General features: G+C 28.3%; 10 protein-coding genes and 1 other annotated feature. All 10 genes read left to right on the top strand.

Annotation, left to right across the window (positions count from 1 at the left end):
- The first annotated feature begins 95 nt into the window (after positions 1-95).
- The 10 genes from S100390_RS05225 to S100390_RS05180 all read left to right on the top strand — a co-directional run bounded on the left by S100390_RS05225 (position 96) and on the right by S100390_RS05180 (position 17,478).
- Positions 96-2,759: a cation-translocating P-type ATPase gene (locus S100390_RS05225; RefSeq protein ID WP_070407215.1), complete on the top strand. Its 2,664-nt coding sequence runs from the start codon at positions 96-98 to the stop codon at positions 2,757-2,759.
- 106 nt (positions 2,760-2,865) lie between these two features.
- Positions 2,866-3,243 carry a winged helix-turn-helix transcriptional regulator gene (locus S100390_RS05220; RefSeq protein ID WP_083258405.1) on the top strand — a complete coding sequence of 126 codons (378 nt, stop codon included), beginning with the start codon at positions 2,866-2,868 and terminating at the stop codon, positions 3,241-3,243.
- Positions 3,244-3,321: 78 nt separating this feature from the next.
- The gene (locus S100390_RS05215; RefSeq protein ID WP_070407214.1) at positions 3,322-6,810 is read left to right on the top strand and encodes an ABC transporter permease; all 3,489 of its coding nucleotides are present in this window, start codon (positions 3,322-3,324) and stop codon (positions 6,808-6,810) included.
- A 157-nt stretch (positions 6,811-6,967) separates the two neighbouring features.
- Positions 6,968-8,059, top strand: a complete 1,092-nt coding sequence (locus tag S100390_RS05210; RefSeq protein WP_070407213.1) for a hypothetical protein — start codon at positions 6,968-6,970, stop codon at positions 8,057-8,059.
- 162 nt (positions 8,060-8,221) lie between these two features.
- Positions 8,222-8,329: a sequence feature (ribosomal protein L10 leader region), on the top strand.
- A gap of 73 nt (positions 8,330-8,402) precedes the next feature.
- Positions 8,403-8,894 carry a 50S ribosomal protein L10 gene (gene rplJ / locus S100390_RS05205; RefSeq protein ID WP_070407212.1) on the top strand — a complete coding sequence of 164 codons (492 nt, stop codon included), beginning with the start codon at positions 8,403-8,405 and terminating at the stop codon, positions 8,892-8,894.
- A gap of 55 nt (positions 8,895-8,949) precedes the next feature.
- Positions 8,950-9,312, top strand: a complete 363-nt coding sequence (gene rplL / locus S100390_RS05200) for a 50S ribosomal protein L7/L12 (protein ID WP_070407211.1) — start codon at positions 8,950-8,952, stop codon at positions 9,310-9,312.
- 91 nt (positions 9,313-9,403) lie between these two features.
- Positions 9,404-10,264 carry a hypothetical protein gene (locus tag S100390_RS05195; protein ID WP_070407210.1) on the top strand — a complete coding sequence of 287 codons (861 nt, stop codon included), beginning with the start codon at positions 9,404-9,406 and terminating at the stop codon, positions 10,262-10,264.
- Between the two features lie 73 nt (positions 10,265-10,337).
- Positions 10,338-12,668 (top strand): lipoprotein, encoded by a 2,331-nt coding sequence (locus S100390_RS05190; RefSeq protein WP_070407209.1) that lies wholly within the window; start codon positions 10,338-10,340, stop codon positions 12,666-12,668.
- 30 nt (positions 12,669-12,698) lie between these two features.
- Positions 12,699-16,946, top strand: a complete 4,248-nt coding sequence (locus S100390_RS05185; RefSeq protein ID WP_070407208.1) for an ABC transporter permease — start codon at positions 12,699-12,701, stop codon at positions 16,944-16,946.
- 148 nt (positions 16,947-17,094) lie between these two features.
- A complete protein-coding gene (locus S100390_RS05180) occupies positions 17,095-17,478 on the top strand; it encodes a hypothetical protein (protein WP_070407207.1) in 384 nt (127 codons plus the stop codon).
- The last annotated feature ends 14 nt before the right edge of the window (positions 17,479-17,492 follow it).

The following is a 17,492-nucleotide window of genomic DNA, read 5'->3' as shown; positions in this document are numbered from 1 at the left end:
ATTTAGTTATTTATATTATAAAATTAATTTATAAAGCAAAATAGAAATTAAGAAATTTAGTTTTAGACAATAATAGAAAGTGAGGTCGGCAATAAGTGACATGATTTAACAAAACAGATAAAGAATTGGAACAAGAATTTGAAACAAATTTAAGTTTGGGTTTATCATTAGAACAGGCACAAGAAAAATTAGTTAAAAATGGTAAAAATGAATTGCCAAAGCCAAAAAATAAACATTGAAGTTTAATTTTTTTATATTCATTATTAGACCCTTTGTCAATTATTCTAATTATTGCTGGTATTGCTTCGGTTGTTATTCAGAAGGTTGTTAATAATAAAATTCATGTAATTGATTTTGCTGTAATTTTATGTATTGTTTTGTTAAATGCTTTTATTCAAACAATTGAACAAGTGAAAGCAAAAAAATCATTAGAATCATTAAAGAAAATGACAATTCCAGTTGCGGTTGTAAAACGGGATGGTGATATTATCGAGATTCCAGCCAACGAATTGGTTGTTGGTGACATTGTTATTTTAGAAGCTGGAAAATATATTCCAGCGGATATTCGTATTTTAGAAGCAAGTAATTTGTTTATTGATGAAGCTGCTTTAACTGGTGAATCAGTTCCGATTGAAAAAAATAGTATTGTTTTAACAAAACAAAAATTAGTTTTAGCTGACCAAACTAATATGGCTTTTATGTCAACTTTTATTACAAATGGAAGAGCAATCGGGATTGTTGTTGCTAATGCTGTTAATAGTGAAATTGGTAAAATTGCGGCAGGAGTCGTTAAGGCCAAACAAGAAAAAACACCCTTACAAATCAGACTAACAAAATTAACAAAAGTAGTAAGTATTTTTGCCATTTTATTAGCAATTTTTGTCTTTGTTTTCTTTCTATTGACTGATGAAAATAGTTGACCAATCAATTTAATGACATCAGTCACAATTGCTATTGCTGTTATTCCAGAGTCATTAGTTGTTATTGTGTCAGTTATTTTATCATTGTCAGTAAAACGAATGGCTCGTGTTAATGTTATTGTTAAAAAATTAGATGCTGTTGAAACATTAGGGTCAGTCAATGTTATTTGTTCAGATAAAACAGGAACTTTAACTCAAAACAAAATGACAGTTAAAGAAGTAATTTTTAATAATGAAACTATGAAAGAAAGTGCTTTTCGTTTTGAAACAGACAATCGAGCAGCATTTCATTTTATTAATTGTTTAACATTATGTAATGATGCTATTAATGTTAAAAAAGAACGAATTGGTGATCCAACTGAAATTGCTTTAATTGATTTTACAAGAAGGTTTACGATTAGTGAAGTTAAATATCGTGAACAGTATGCTCGAATCTTAGAAGTTCCGTTTGATTCTGATCGAAAATTAATGTCGACTGTTAATCGGGTTAATAAACAAGAGTTTGTTTATACAAAAGGTGCACTTGACCAATTATTAAAACATTGCCATAAGATTTATTTAAATAATAAAATTATTCCTTTAACTGCAACAATGAAAGAAGAATTACAAGAAAAAGCTTTAGAATTATCAAGTCAAGCATTACGAGTATTAGCTTTTGCTTTTAAAGAATATGATAAGAAAAAAATTGAAAGTGATTTGATTTTCTTAGGTGCAGTTGGGATGATTGACCCGCCGCGCCCAGAAGCAGTGGAAGCGGTTAAAAGAGCACATGAAGCTGGTATTAGAGTAATTATGATTACAGGAGATCATAAAGCAACAGCTTTGGCGATTGCAAAAGATTTAAATTTAGCAACTTCAGAAGCGAATGTTATTTCTGGTCATCAAATTGATAGTATGAATAATAAAGAATTACAAGAGAAATTTAGAGATGTTTCGGTTTTTGCAAGAGTTAATCCTGATCATAAAACAAGAATTGTTGAGTGTTTACAAGCAATGAATTATGTTGTGTCAATGACGGGTGATGGTGTTAATGATGCTCCAAGTTTAAGCAAAGCAGATATTGGAGTAGCAATGGGAATTACTGGGACTGATGTTTCAAAAGAAGCAGCAAATATTATTTTGCAAGATGATAATTTTTCAACTATTATTCGTGGTGTTGAAGAAGGAAGAAATGTTTATCATAAAATTAAACGGGCAATTGCTTTTGTTTGTGCAGCACAGTTAGCTAATGTTTTGGCATTTATTATTATTTCTGTTTCAACGCAAATTAAGCCATTTGATTCAGTTAATATTTTATGATTTAACTTGGTTGTTGAAACATTAATGGCAATTCCAATCGGTTTAGGAGATAACGATAATCGTCTAATGTTAGATAAACCACGAAATAAAAAAGAGTCCTTTTTTACTAATAGTTTAGGAACGATTTTATATTTAGCATTTGTTACGGCGGGAACTGTTATTGCAACATTTTTTATTGGAAAAGAAGTTTTTAATAATGTTGAAGATGCTAAAATTGCGACAATTTTAGTGATGGCATGTTCACCGGTTATTTTTGCTTTTGCAATTCAATTACCAAACTATCAGATTAAAGCCCATCATAAAATGGAACCAACCAATTATTATTTATTAGGAGCATCATTAATTGCTTTAGCATTAAACTTTTTAATAATATATGCGCCAGGGTTAAATTTAATCTTTTTATCAACAGCTAATGAAAATAAGTTTGAGACGTCGCCATTATTATCTTGACAAATGTCAATTATATCATTGGGAATGATGGTTATACCATTGTTACTGCTATTGGCTTATGATGGTGTTCGTAAATTCATTGGACGATAAAATAGTTGCTTTTAAGGCAAGTATTTTTATTTAGTCAAAAAAACATAATTGTAAATTATCTTATTAAGGTTTATAATATATAGATAGTGAAAAGTGGTGAAATATAATGAAACAGTGTGTTATTAAGGATCAAATTTGTTGTGGGGCTGATTGTCGTTGTGAGAGTAGTTGTTGTGATCATGACGTGGCAACAATTAAAAGTTTTGTTAAAATTATTTCACAAAAATGAGCTTTAAAAATAATTAATGTTTTGAATGAGCAAGAGTATGGTTTTAATGAATTGCATAACCATTTAAAGGAATGTACTAGAAAAGTGCTAACAGAAACCCTTAATAATTTAATTGAAAAAAATATTATTCAAAAAAAGATGTATCCTAAAAACAATGTAATATATTCTTCTTATCGTTTAACAGATGTTGGATTTGAATTAGTGCGGATGCTTTATCAAATCAAACGATTTAGTTGCGCTTATTTAGTTGATTAAAGATTTGGAATATTTTTAAAAAATATTTTATTTTTCTTATATAATAAACTTAATATATATTTAGAATGGGTGGATAATATGTTAAATCTTGCAAAAGAGGCTACGCGAGGGTTTACAAAAAAAATAACTCAGTTTATTGGGTTAATTTTGTTCATCATTGGGGCACTATTAACTTTTACGGCACTTTTTTCGACTGTTTTTCAAGTTAAAAATGGGTTAAATGATGTTAAGAAAAACAGTATTCCCTATCATTATGAAATTCGAATGGATAGTTTGAACATTGATAATAATGTTTATAAAAGAAATCCGAATTGAAAAATAAACGAAAACAATCGAGCTTTTTTAGCACAATTTTATGATGAAACTAAAATTGATAATAATCACTTAACTTTTAATAATATTAGAGCGGATGTTTTAGGTTTAAATTGTGATTTAACAAATAATCAAATTTGTACATGATCAAAAGAGCCACCATATTTGAATAAGCAAACAGGGACAGCATCTTTTACTGCTTTAGTTAAAAATTTTGGTGGTAATATTTCTTCAGCATTTTTAAGTTACATTGTTCATCATCCTAACCAAAGCCAATTAAGAGCTTTAATTGATGATGACAATATTACTTTAAATCTTAGTTATGATGTTAGTTATCAGTTTGTTGCTAATAATTTGGCCAAAGATACGCAGTATTTTAATGCTGTTGCCGTTAGCAAAGATAAAAATTTGCTATTTAATGGTGATAGTTGAAGAGGAAATAATGTTTTTTATACTCCATTTAATCGTGTTTTTGATGTAACAAGTCGAGAAGCAGTTACTGAGTTAGGTAAAAATAATATTATTTTAAGTAAGCAATATGCGGACTATAATTTGTTAAATGTTGGAGGTAATTTTAATTTAGGAAATAATTCAAATTTACAATTTAAGATTGCTGGTTATGGTGCTAAATATAGTAATATTTATCCTAGTTTAGCGAGTTTATCAACAATTGCTAGTGGTGGTAAAATAATTGATTTAAGGAATGGTTCATTATTATTTATGAATGACATAAATTATAATACGATTAAACAAAACTTTTCTAATGGTGAAGAAAAGTTTACAGGATTTATTAATGTTAATGGTGATTTAACTGATCCGCAAAAAATAGCATTGTTGCGTAAGGTTTTAAGTAATTATTTTGTTGCCCCAGATAATGCTATTGTTGCTTTTGAATCATCATTACCAGGGCAAGTGGTAATGTTAACAAATACCGGTTTTATTATTAATACTTCAATTGCTATTGCCTGTTCAATTATTATTTTAATTATTATTGCCTTTTTCATTAAAAAGGATATTACTCATCAAAAACGACAAATCGGAGTTTTAAAATCACTAGGATATCGTCGATATGAATTGTCCTTTGTGTTTACTTTTAATATTGTATTTACGACTTTAATTGGTTGTCTATTAGGATGAGCATTAAGTTTACCATTACAAATGTATTTTACTTCTTCAAACCTATATTCAATTGGTTTACCATTATCACTCTTTTATTTTAATCCGATTATTTTTATTACAGCAACAATTATTATTCCCCTTATTTTTATTGCTATGGCGTTTTTGATTTCATTTATTCTTTTGAGCAGAACAGCATTAGATTTAATTTATGATTTAAAAGGATCAAATTTAAATTTCCGAGTTAAAAAAGTAAGAAGGGGGAGAAAATATGCACACTTTGGGTTGTCCTTTAATATTCATTTATCGTTTACCTTTGCTCTAAAATCATTCGGAAAATGAGTGACAGTGTTAGTTGTTTTAGCTTTTTCATCCTTCTTATTAATCTTTCAATTAGATGCTGGAGTTATGGCACAAGGGATTGTTAATGATTCCTTCCGATATTTTAAAGATGATATAAAATCATATTTAATTGCATCTTCTGATCAACAAGATATTGTTCAAGAGGCCGATAATAGTAAACCATATAATTGAATTACAACAGATGAACGTGACCAACATTATTATCGCGCACAAGTTTTAGATGATGATAAAACCTTTAATTTTCCAGATCCATTAATGTGTTTTTTAAAATTATCAAGTTCTAATCCTACTGGTGTAAAACAAAGCTGTGGTGATTTGTTGAATATTGTTGGTGATCCAAGTGGTCCAACTCTTGTTGAAAGTAAGATTAAATATGATGCCAAAACTAATAAATACCCTTATTTAAATGCTGAAACAGTTAAGGCAATTGTTAACTATAAAGTTAAAGATAGCAAAACTGGGGAATGAATTAATGGGTGAGATCGATTAATTGAAATAATAAATATTATAAAGCCGAATTTAATTAGTCAAGGGTTAACCGAAGCAGATATTCAAACTATTATCACTGGAATTAATATGATTAATAGTTTGGGTTCATCAACCAATGGACAATATCCCGATATTTATTTAGGACCAAATATGGTGTATGATCCAGTTTATGATTTTCCATATGTCTTTTTGTCAGCTGGTTGAAGTCCAGATGATACAAAGAATGCTAAAAATCCTGTTTCACAATTAAATGTTGTTGGTTTATCAAGCAATGAAACAGAACGAAACCAGTTGTTAAACTATCGTTCCCAAAATACTTCCGCTGATGTTGCTCAAAAAGAGGTTTTTGGTTATAAAATTAGTGAGAACCCAGTAGCACATGATTTGAATATGCCAATTAATGAACCAATCCCAGTTATTTTGGCAAAACGAGTTTATCAAGCAATGGACATTAATCCGGGTGATATTTTTAAACTAAATGTTCGCATTACGAATGCCATTGGATATGTTCCTGTTGCTTTTAAAGTAGTTGGTTCAGATGATGCTGATATTAGTTCGGGGAATATTTATATGAATCAAGATTCCTTAGTTACTGTTATGAATCAATGAGTTAATGCAACCGGAAAGGGAATTGTGTTTGCACCTAATTCATATTATAATGTCGTTGCTTCTCGCGCTAGCCCAAGTGGAATGTCTTTGCAACCTTATCGTATTATGTCAGCATTTTCATTAACGGATAATTATGATTTTACAATGTTTGATAATAATAAAAAAATTGATTTTACTAATGCCCTTGATTTACGAACAAATCTAAAATTATTAAATGGGTTAAATAAGATTTGACCATTTGATACATTACGGGAAAATTATTCGCAAGGAATGCGAACGGTCCGTGATGTTCTTAATGTGTTAGAAGGATTAACAATTGTAATTGTTGCTTTGATTCTTGCAGTTTTAATTTCAATGGTGCTTGATGAAAACCGGCGAACAATTTTAACCTTAAAAGTACTTGGATATCCAACATGAAAAATTATTTCAATTGTATTAGGATTTTATCTATTAGCAATTATTATTGGTTATATCTTAAGTTATGTGATTGCACAATTATTATGAAGTTTAATTGCTAACGTGGTCTTTAAAAGCACCGGAATGCTTTTAATTCCTTCCTTTTCCTTTTATGTTGTTTCAATTGCAACATTAGCAATTGGAATAATTCTATTATTAGTGATTGCGGTTGGAATTTGAAAAATTAAGAGAAACAAGTTAGTAAATATTACATTAGAGTAAAACCAAATGTTATCCATTTTTTAAAATTGGATAACATTTTTTCTTAAAAAGTTATTAAATTTTATATAATGTATTATTTTTTGCTAAACTAATTATATAGTTATTGTTGTAAAGTCGTTCTTAATAAAATACTATTAGCAAAGTGGGCAGAGGTAAGATGAAAAGAATATGTATATGAGTAGTAATGATAAGTTCTGTTTTTTTTCATAATTTTATAGGACCAGATAATATTCTTCAAAATGTTCCTTTTCCTTTTAACAATAAACAATATGTTCAAACAAGAATTGAAGGGGTTGAAAATATTTTTCGGAACGCAATTATCTTTGGTAAGGAAAAAACTTATTTTGGTTCTTCACGTGGTCTTTATGTTTTAATGAATGGTGATAATAAAGCAACTAAAATTAAAGGTATTGATGATAAAGTTATTTTTTTAACAATTGATCAACATAATAACATTTATTTTGCAACAGAAGATAATGATATTTTTATTTATAAAAACGATAGCTCAATTGTCCAAATTGAGGGACTTGTTGCTGATGCTGATGTCACTGCGCTTGCTTTAGATAGTATGAATAACTTATATTTAGGAACACTCGCTGGAATCTATTATTTGCCAGCAGGGAAAACTGTTGCTGAAAAAGTTAATTGAGGTGATTATGTTGTTTTTGCGTTAATAATTGATCATCAAGATGATGTTTATTTTACAACTAATAAACGAGACTTTTTTTCTTACCAACAAAGTAAAGATGATCCGCTAGTATTAATTCAAAATTTAAATGAATTAATTTATGCAATGGCAATTGACCAGACTAATAATATTTATTTAGGAAATTATATTTATCAAACCAAAACAAATGAGTTGAAAGAAATTAATTTACGGGATCGCAGCATATATTCGATTGCGGTCGATGCTAAAGATAATATTTATTATTGTAGTTTTCTAGATGGTGTTTATTTTTTAAAAAAGGGAGAAAACCAAGTTATTAAAACTAATTTATTTGGCCGAGAAGTTCAAACGATTGCGATTGATGCTAAAGATAATATTTTTGTTAGTAATAATGAAGGTCCTTTTATCTTTCAAGTGTATAATCCCCCAATTGTTCCTGATCCAATTGTCAAACAAAAAGATATGGTGGTTGCGAAGGTTTTAGGTTATGTGTTTTTGGGTACTTCTGGTGCTGTTGGGCTATCTTGTTTAGGAACATATTTATGAAATAAGTATCGTTATAAAAAGAACCGGCGAAAATAATAAAGTTATTTAATAAGTACTAATTTAAAAATTATTTTTATTTTATAGTATAATAATTATTAAAGAATTTAGTGGTTTTAAACGTGTATAGTTTTTATATATTTATAATATTATTTATTTGACTTTTAAGCAAAATTATAATATGATAATTATTGGTATTGTACCTTAGTCATCAAAATACCAGAGACAGCAACGGATTTTCTTAAATCTTAATTATGTTGCCGAGGCATTATTGATATATAGAACAACTATATGTTTTTATATTATTAAAATAATGTTTCAGGCAATTAATCTATTTGGTTAATTGTCTTTGTTTTATTGAATTATTATAGGGAGGCGAAGAATGAAGCCAGCAATGAAAATTAAAACAGCAGTTGTTAGTGAAATTGCTAATAACTTTAAAACTGCGAACTCAGCAGTTATTGTTGAATATCAAAAATTAACAGTTGCTGAATTTACAGAACTAAGAAGAATGCTTACAAAAGAAGATGTAAACATTAAAATATATAAAAATAACTTAGTGAGCTTGGCTGCCAAAGAAACGGGATTTGCAGAATTGGATCAATATTTAACGGGTCCTAATGCTTTTGCGTTTGGTGTAGGAGAACAGATGGCTGCCGCAAAAACTTTGGCAAAATTTGCAAAAAAACATCCAGCTTTGAAATTAAAAGCCGGAATTTATGAGGGTAAAGTCTTGGATACAAAAGCAATTATTGAAATTGCTTTATTACCAACAAAAGACGAATTACTTGCAATGTTTGCATCAAGCTTATTATACCCATTACGTATGTTCGCAATAGCAGGTAAAGAAATTGCTAAAGTGAAAAGTGAGTAATTAATTTATTCAATATTTTATAAAAATGTAATTCTTAACGAGGAGGAAAAATATTATGGCATTATCAAAAGATGATATTATTAAAGCATTAGAAGAAATGAAATTATCAGAATTAAATGAATTAGTAAAGGCAATTGAAGATCATTTTGGAGTTGTTGCTGCTGCAACTGCTGCAGCACCAGCAGAAGGTGGGGCAGCAGCCGGACCTTCAGAAGTTGATATTGTTTTAACAGATCCAGGAGCAAGTAAAGTTGCAATTATTAAATTAGTAAAAGAAATTACTGGAAAAGAATTAATGGAAGCGAAAGCAATTGTTGATAAACTACCAGCAGTAATTAAATCAAAAGTAAAATCTGAAGAAGCTGAAGAAATTAAAGGACAATTAGTAGCAGCTGGTGCTTCAGTTGAACTTAAATAGTTTAATTTTATTAAAATAAAGCAGGGGTACCCCTTTGCTTTTTTTTTTTTTTTTTGTAAAATTATATTATGTATAAATGGGAGCGATAGAAATGTTAATAGATTTTTTATTTAATAGTAAATTTTATAAATTTATTACCTTAATGAATAATATTTTTTCATCAATAGCATTTTGAATTTTTATTTGTTTCAGTATTAGCATTTTTATTCGTATTACTTTTTTAAAAGCAAAATCTCTTAAAACTCTTAATAATAGTTTTAATAGAATTGAAATTATTGCTTTTATTTTTACTTTTATTAGTAATATTCTAATTTTAAGTGTTCTTAATATCCTTACACAGTTTTATCTAGTTTGAGTATCAGGGTCAACACTTGTTTTATTGAATATTATTTTTTCTAGTTTGGTATTATTTTTTATTATTACAAAAACAAAATATTTTGATATTATTGTAATTTTTAATAAGATTATTGCTGTTTTCTTCTTAGTCGCTTTCGCCCCAATTATTTTTATCTTAATTCTTCAAACAATAGTGAAAACAAAACACCATTTATTTTATTTAATATTATGAGTGTTTTCGTATGTAGCCTTAATTGGTACTATCATTATTAATAACAATACAACAGAGTTAAAACAAATTTTTCGTCGTTTATTTTTTGGTTTTATTTTAATTTTATTAATCTTAATTTTAAATTTTCAATTTATTGAAAATACAAAAGATATTAAATTGTCAACAATTTTTAGCAATATATTTATGTTTATTTTACTTTGAATTTGAGGTTGACATGTTGTGCTGATGAAAAGTAACGATTCAGAGGTTCAAAATGAAAAACAAAGTGAAGAGAATTTAAAGTTTTTTGTATTGGCAATTAAAAATGATACTTTAATAATGAATAAAACAATTAAATACACAACAATTATTCTTAATGGTTATAAGCAGGTTCTAACAATTTAATCTTTTATATTAATTTTTAATAAATTTATTATTTTAATAATTGTAACAATTCAATAAAAAGGAGTGAATAAAAATGAAAAAATTACTTTCTATTTTAGGAGTAACAACATTAACGTCAACAAGCGTTTTTAGTGTGGCTGCTTGTTCAAAAGGAAAAACAGGAATAAATAATGATTATTTTGATAGCGAAATTAATAAAATTGATCCAACAATTAGGAATCAGGTTAAATATACTAGTACAATTGCAAAAATTTTAATTGCTTCACGTCATGAGAATATGAATACATATGCTTTTCCAACTTTACAATATTTTTTAAATAATATTGGGAAAAATTTAAAAGGTACTTTTAAAACAAAAAGTGGAAAAGAAGTTCAAATCAAAGATTATGTTGAAGAATATAAGAAATTAAATAATATTTTTTATAATCCTTGAAGTGCAAGAAATACAAGTTATGAGCCAGAGCGAAATAATTATAATTTAATGTCTTCTCTTGTTGCAATGACAAATTTTGCAAAATGAAACACGAAAGAAAATCAAGGACACCCTAATAAAGATAAAGACCCAAAAACTAATCGTTATCCTGAATTTGAAGTAAATCAAAATTTAGGATGGGCTCAATATGATACTGGGGCGTTAGCAAACATCTTATCACAAAAGTCAGATTCAGTTAAGGCTTATATTCAGAGAACCAAAGGATGAAGTAATTATTATGATTCATCAACAGGACCATATGCGTCAAATATTCTGTATCATAATTCCTTGAGTAATCCACCAACTACATCAGAACTTTCATATAAAGATGGTGGAACAGAAACTAAATTTGGAAAAGCAATCGCGAGCCAGTCAAGTTCGTTATATGACTTGTTTGGTTTAAAATATTTTGATGAAGCAATTACAATGTTAGGGCAATTTGGACCAGGTTTAGAATTAGAAGTTTCATATTCTTTAGCACAATTATTGCCAATTGTTCAAAATAATCGTTATGGTGAAAAAACGGCAGGGATTTTTTTAGCTGCTCCTTTTGTTATTTTAAGTACCATTAAAGGTGAATTATTTGATTCTAGTACTGGAAAAGTTAAAGATGGTAGTCCATTGTTAGAAGTATTTGATCGTGATACGATTGATAAGACAATGCTAAAAGTTGAAGCACAAAGTGATGGTGAGGTTGATAATCCTACTAAAACGATTGAAAATATGAATTTATATGATATTTTATCAAGTCCTGTTATGGGAACAGCAATGAAAGTTATTACAAGCCAATCACCACAATATTTGGATTTAACAAGTAGTAATAAAGATCACAAAAATGCCTTTTTAAAATGATACTCAGTATTAGGCAATTGATTCACAGCAGCTTTAGCAAAAGAAGGCTCAAAATTTGATGTAAAAAAATTTAATACAGTAATGTCAAAAACAGTTTATAAAGGTCTTCAAGGATTACAAAACATAATAGGATTGTTTGCAGAAGACACTGTTGTTGCCTTAATGCGAACATTATTACAAATGTTAAATTCAAGCAATTTTGATATGTTTAATTTATTAAAAGGTATTGCTGGATTTGCAAACTGATTCTATACTAGTGATGATGAGGGACATTATAATTTAAATGTTGAAAATGTTCAGAAGATTGATGATGTTTACAATAAAGGTCCTGAGAAAGCTGGTTATAGTGATGATTTAATGGCTGTTGATAAAAAAAGTGAATATGCTAAATTTATTTTAGAGAACTATGGTTTTGATGAACAAACAAATCAATATAAATCAGGGTCATTATTTGATATGATTAATACTTGATCACATGGGGGGAATAACACTTATCCTGACCATGAAGCCATGCATAAATTTATTACTCAAATTTTAGATTCGCAAAATGGTTATATTGGAGTACTAACAAACCAAATTAATCAAGTTATGGCGGATGATTGATTTGATAATATCTTTTTGGATCGAAAATGATATATTACAGCTTCTGGCAAAGGTGCTGATGGAAAAACATTAGGGGCAGTAATAACTGACGGACGCGTAACGGGAGTTAGATATCAGTTAGACTATTACGGTCCAAAAGACGCTTCAACCAAGTTAGCTCGTCATACGAAACCGTTAGGATATAGTGATCCAGCATCAGGAAATTCACCAGAATATGTTGCACAACAAAATGACCCAACAAAACGTCATAATATTGCGCCCGAAGGGCAAACATGAGCTGACCAAGACTGATTTGATTATGATGGGTTAGGGGATACTTATTTAGAAAATAGTGAAAATATTAAATATAGTTATGTTGTTGAATTTGATAATCAGGCCCGCTTTTTATACAATCCAGGAATTAAAGATGATTTGACAAAGAATTCATATTTATTAAGTGATTTTGCCTGATACTATAACAACACACGTTACTATTAGTAGTTAAACGAAAGAAGGAGAGGTTAAAAAATGCTGTTATTTTGGCAAACATTAAAAAGTATGTTTAAACAAAAAGCACAGCTAACTATTTTTATAGTATTAGCTGCTCTTTTAACATTGTTAGCCACTTCATCATGAATTGTTAACACTCGGTTAACGGATGCATATTCATTTATGGGACAAGGAACTTTTAACTATGATTATTTATTAAAGTTTAATGGTAAAAAGAAAACGGGGTCTAACGTTGAAACAATTACACCCTGATTTGCTTTTAGTAATGATTATCATTTAATCACTGATGTTAATGGTGAAAAAACAACGTTACCATATGTGCATCTTGGCTTAGATGGAGCCTTAAAAGCAATAGATGATAACGATGTTGAAGTTACATTTAATTATGCATCAACAAATAAGATTAGTAGTATTGAATTTAAGAACTTAGATTCTAGAGCACCTGTTTTTTTAAATAATGGCTTATATCGTTTTAATTATCAAAGTGAAGTTTTTCAGAAATCTTTAATTGGACAATTATATGATCAAAACGGTAATCTTTTTGACCATAATAATTTAGGTTTAATTGAAGCATTTATGAATAATTTTACACATAGTGATATTTCTCAAAATACAGTAAATTTAATTATTGATTATTTAAATCAAAAATTTATTAATCCTAAAGGTGAGGGTTCAACAAAATTAAAACAAGCAGTTCTTAACTTTGTTAATACTGGAACGAAACAATGAGATAAGGATGTTAATTTGCAACAAGGTGATCCACTTAATATTCCAAAAAGAGAAGATATTGAACAACAATTATTTACTAACGGATTAAATGGTGATTTAAGTTTTTTAACAAAAGATACATCACAATCTTTAATTAAAATTAATCTTTATTATTCACCAACTACCAATAATAATCTTGATGTTGGATATAATAACAATGTTGGGAATGCTGTTTTTAGTGTTAATGATTTTTATAATCAAAATAATAAGAATAATCTTTTTAAAAATCAACCATATGGACCCGATGGTTTTACAAAATCTTATTATGCTTTAGTTGCAAAAGTTTCTAATTTTTCACACCAATTGCGTGAAGAATATGAATATTGAGATTTAGTTTCTAATATTAAGTATAAAATAATTAATTGACAACCATTGTTAGAGTATAATCAATTAAAAATTATTGAACAATATTCATCATTTGATCCCGCCAATCCAACTAATGATGTTTATGTTGTTATAACACCACAATTTGCACGTAGTCAAAAGTTAAAAGTTGGGGATTCAATTAAAATTGGTGAAAATTCTAATTTCTTTGTTGGAGCAATTGGTGGTGATCCCGCTAACATTTATCCAACAATTTATGACACCGATATTTTTCCTGACCCAAAAACAGATGGAATTATTTATGTTTCTGAAAATATTTATCGGGGAGAAAGTATTATTGCAAATGCAGAGATTGATGAAAGTTCAACTTTGTATCTTACACATACAGGAAAAGATGAAAATACAGATGTTGCAACTTTTAAAAAATTTTTAGCAGCTGATTTTCGAAGTTTGAATGAACCAAATGATAAAAATGCCGGTTTGCAAAGCCGTGATGAAACAAAATTAGTTTATCTTCGTTATAGTTTGTTAGGGACAGCAATTAGTGTTTATCGAACAATTACCATTATTTTATCAGCAGTTTTCTTGATTATTTTAATTTTTACCTTAGTAATTTTAATTAAAAAAATTATTAACCAGCAAAAAATTGAAAATGGAATTTTAAAAGCAAACGGTTACAGTGGTTTAACAATTGCAAATTCGTATTTGGCGCATGCAATTGTTGTTACAGGAATTGGTGTTCCTCTTGGTTGAATTATTGGTGTTGTTCTCCAATTTCCAATTATGAGTGTTTTTAATAACTATTTTGTTATTCCAACAAACTACTCATTTTCATTAATTCCGTTTGCCATTTGTTTTGGAATAATTGGCGTGGTTAGTGCTTTATCAATTTTGACAACAGCAATTCGTCAGTTAATTATTAGCCCATTAGATTTATTAAATCCAAATAAGAATGTTAAGACTTCAAAGTTAGTTAATTCAATTAGTAATCGTTTTTCATTCAAAAAATTTACAACTAAGTTTCGATTTGTCATGATGGCAGTATCAATGAAAAAGATTGGTTGGTTCTTCTTAACATTTTTTATTGCTAGTCTTTCATTAACATTTGCAACTTTAATTCCAACCGCAATCAATAAGTTTAGTAAAGATTATTATTCTAATTTAGATTATAACAACGAATATAATTATACTAATGTTGTTGGTAACATTCCGTTTAGTCGTTATGAAATGTATGACTGAAATGGTCCAGAGTATTCTAATAGTCCAGCATATCCACTTGCAAAAAACTCTTTAGTTAGTGATTATCTGTATAATGGGAATTGACTTTCAACAGCAAATGATATTAATGCTGATAATGCGCACTTATATGCGCAACAATTAAATAATATGATTATTTTTAATTTTATGGTTGGGAAGGGAGCTAGTTTATCAATTGGGACCTTTTATGATATGTATAATCGTTATGGTCAAAATGTTGATATTGGAAATCAAATTGATACATTATTATGTTCGACAATGCCTCGTGCGTTCGGAAAACAACCAGTTCATCCAACAGATCCAAATATTGTTGATCGCTGAACTTATTGTGCTCAATATGCGACAAGTGATATTATGCCTGGAAAAATTAGGGCGATGTGATTAAAAAATGAATTAGCAAAAGAACAATTTAATTTTACTTTTGGAACTTCAACTTATAATTCTAAAAATGAGGATGTTTATACGGGATATACGGCAAAAATATTAGATTCAAGTTTTGGTCTTTCAACATATGGAATTAATGCAAATAATAAAACAATTATTTTTCCTAATCAAAAACTTAAAAAAGCATTGGATGATAGTAAAAATTTAAATGTTAAATCTGATAAGATTCCAATGATTGTTAATAAAGCTGCGCAGAGTAAATATAATTTACAAGTAAATAACATCGTTAACACCACAACCAATGTTAAACAATTACAGTACTGTGAGAATGCAAATGATTGTGTTGTTCCTATTACAGCATGATCATATGAGCTTCCAACTGGTTTTGTTGATGATAATATTAATCCGTTTACACTTGATTTAACAAAATTGACAGTTGGTAAACAAAACCGCTTTGGTTTTACCGGTAAAAATGGTACAGTGCAAGATTACTATAATATTAAAAATTTTGTGTTAAAGTTGCCAGTTAACGCCTTTAAACCAGGAGAATTTTTAAATACGACAACTTCTGTTACAACAGGACGAACTTTACCAGGATTATTGGATCCTAACCCGGCACAAAAAGACCAGCAAGTAGTGAAACTAAGTCCGACTGGGAATTACTATATTATTCATCCATTTGATAATAAATTTGATAAGGAGATTAATGGGATTGGTGATTTAACTAGTGGTTTTCCAACTAATTGATATCGTGAAGCACTACGACAGGGCTTGTTAAAAATTGGAACTACAACTAAAAATGTTAAATATCAAATCATTGGAATTCAAAATTCCTATGATGAACCACGAGCATATGTTAACCAAGTTTTAGCTAATAACATTCTTGGTTTTGCCACAAATAGTAGTCAAATGTATGATAAAACAAATGATAATCCATTATTATGATTTAATGGCAAATTTAGTAAGTATCAAGATCAAGTTGACCAAACAACACGCTTTAATCTTTCTTCACCAGATGGTTCCTACTCAATGATTGACTTTATGAATGGTCAGTTAAGTGGCGGAGTTGGTGACACTGATTATTTAATTATTAAAGCACAAGTTATCCAAAAACTTGCTTGAATTTCAAGTATTTTATCGGTCATTTTTGTTGTAATTACAACTATTACTGCGGTTATTATTGTCTATATTATGACAGAATCTTTTGTTAATACATTTTTAAAATTTATTGCAGTAATGAAAGCATTGGGTTATTCAAACCGTGAAATTAACAGTTTAACATTAGGTATTTTTACTCCTTTTGCTTTCTTAGCATGAATGTTAGGGGTTGCTATTATGTGATTAATCTTGTGGTTGGGAGTTTATGGTTTTACTTCAATTTCCAAAATAATTATTCCGTTTGGTTTCCCATGAATAGCACTACCAATTACCTTTATTTTAATGGCAGCGATCTACTTAGTTACTTATTGGATTTCGACTTATAAAATTAATCATATGAGTATTCAAGAACAAGTTAATGCTAATGAAGTATAAATCTAAGATTTTCTTAGATTTTTTATTTTGTTATTTTTTAAGTTTTTTCTGATATTTTCCCACTTATTACAGAAAAAGCCCTTTGCCCTTGTTTTTTTAAAAATAGTTGTTATAAATATAATAAATAGTAAAAAGGGAAGAAAAACTAATGAAAAGTAAATTATTTAAAGGGTATTTAATTTTATATTTTATTTTGGTTGTTATTTATGTTGTTTACAATTCAACCGTTTTTGATGATGATTTAGCAATTGATAATCATCTTTACTATTCATCAGTTATAATGTTTCTTTTTATGTGTTGTCTTAAAACTAAGATTGAGCTTTTTACATATATTAAAAAAAGTACTGAACAATTTCAAGTTTTTTTCTTCCAATGTTTGGCGATTAGAAATCAAATAACATTAGCAATTATTTTAAATATTTTTTTATCAAGAATTTTTAAATTTCGAATTGAGTTATTATTTACTAATTTTCGCAATTCTAAGTATATTAGTCAATTTAAAAAAGGACATGCTCCACCAAGAATTAAATAATAAAAATTTAAAAT

The sequence above is a fragment of the Spiroplasma sp. NBRC 100390 genome, assembly GCF_001886495.1.
Taxonomy (GTDB): Bacteria; Bacillota_I; Bacilli_A; order Mycoplasmatales; family Mycoplasmataceae; genus Spiroplasma.
The sequence above is the reverse complement of the archived record's forward strand: the minus strand, read 5'-3'. Positions and strand labels throughout refer to the sequence as shown.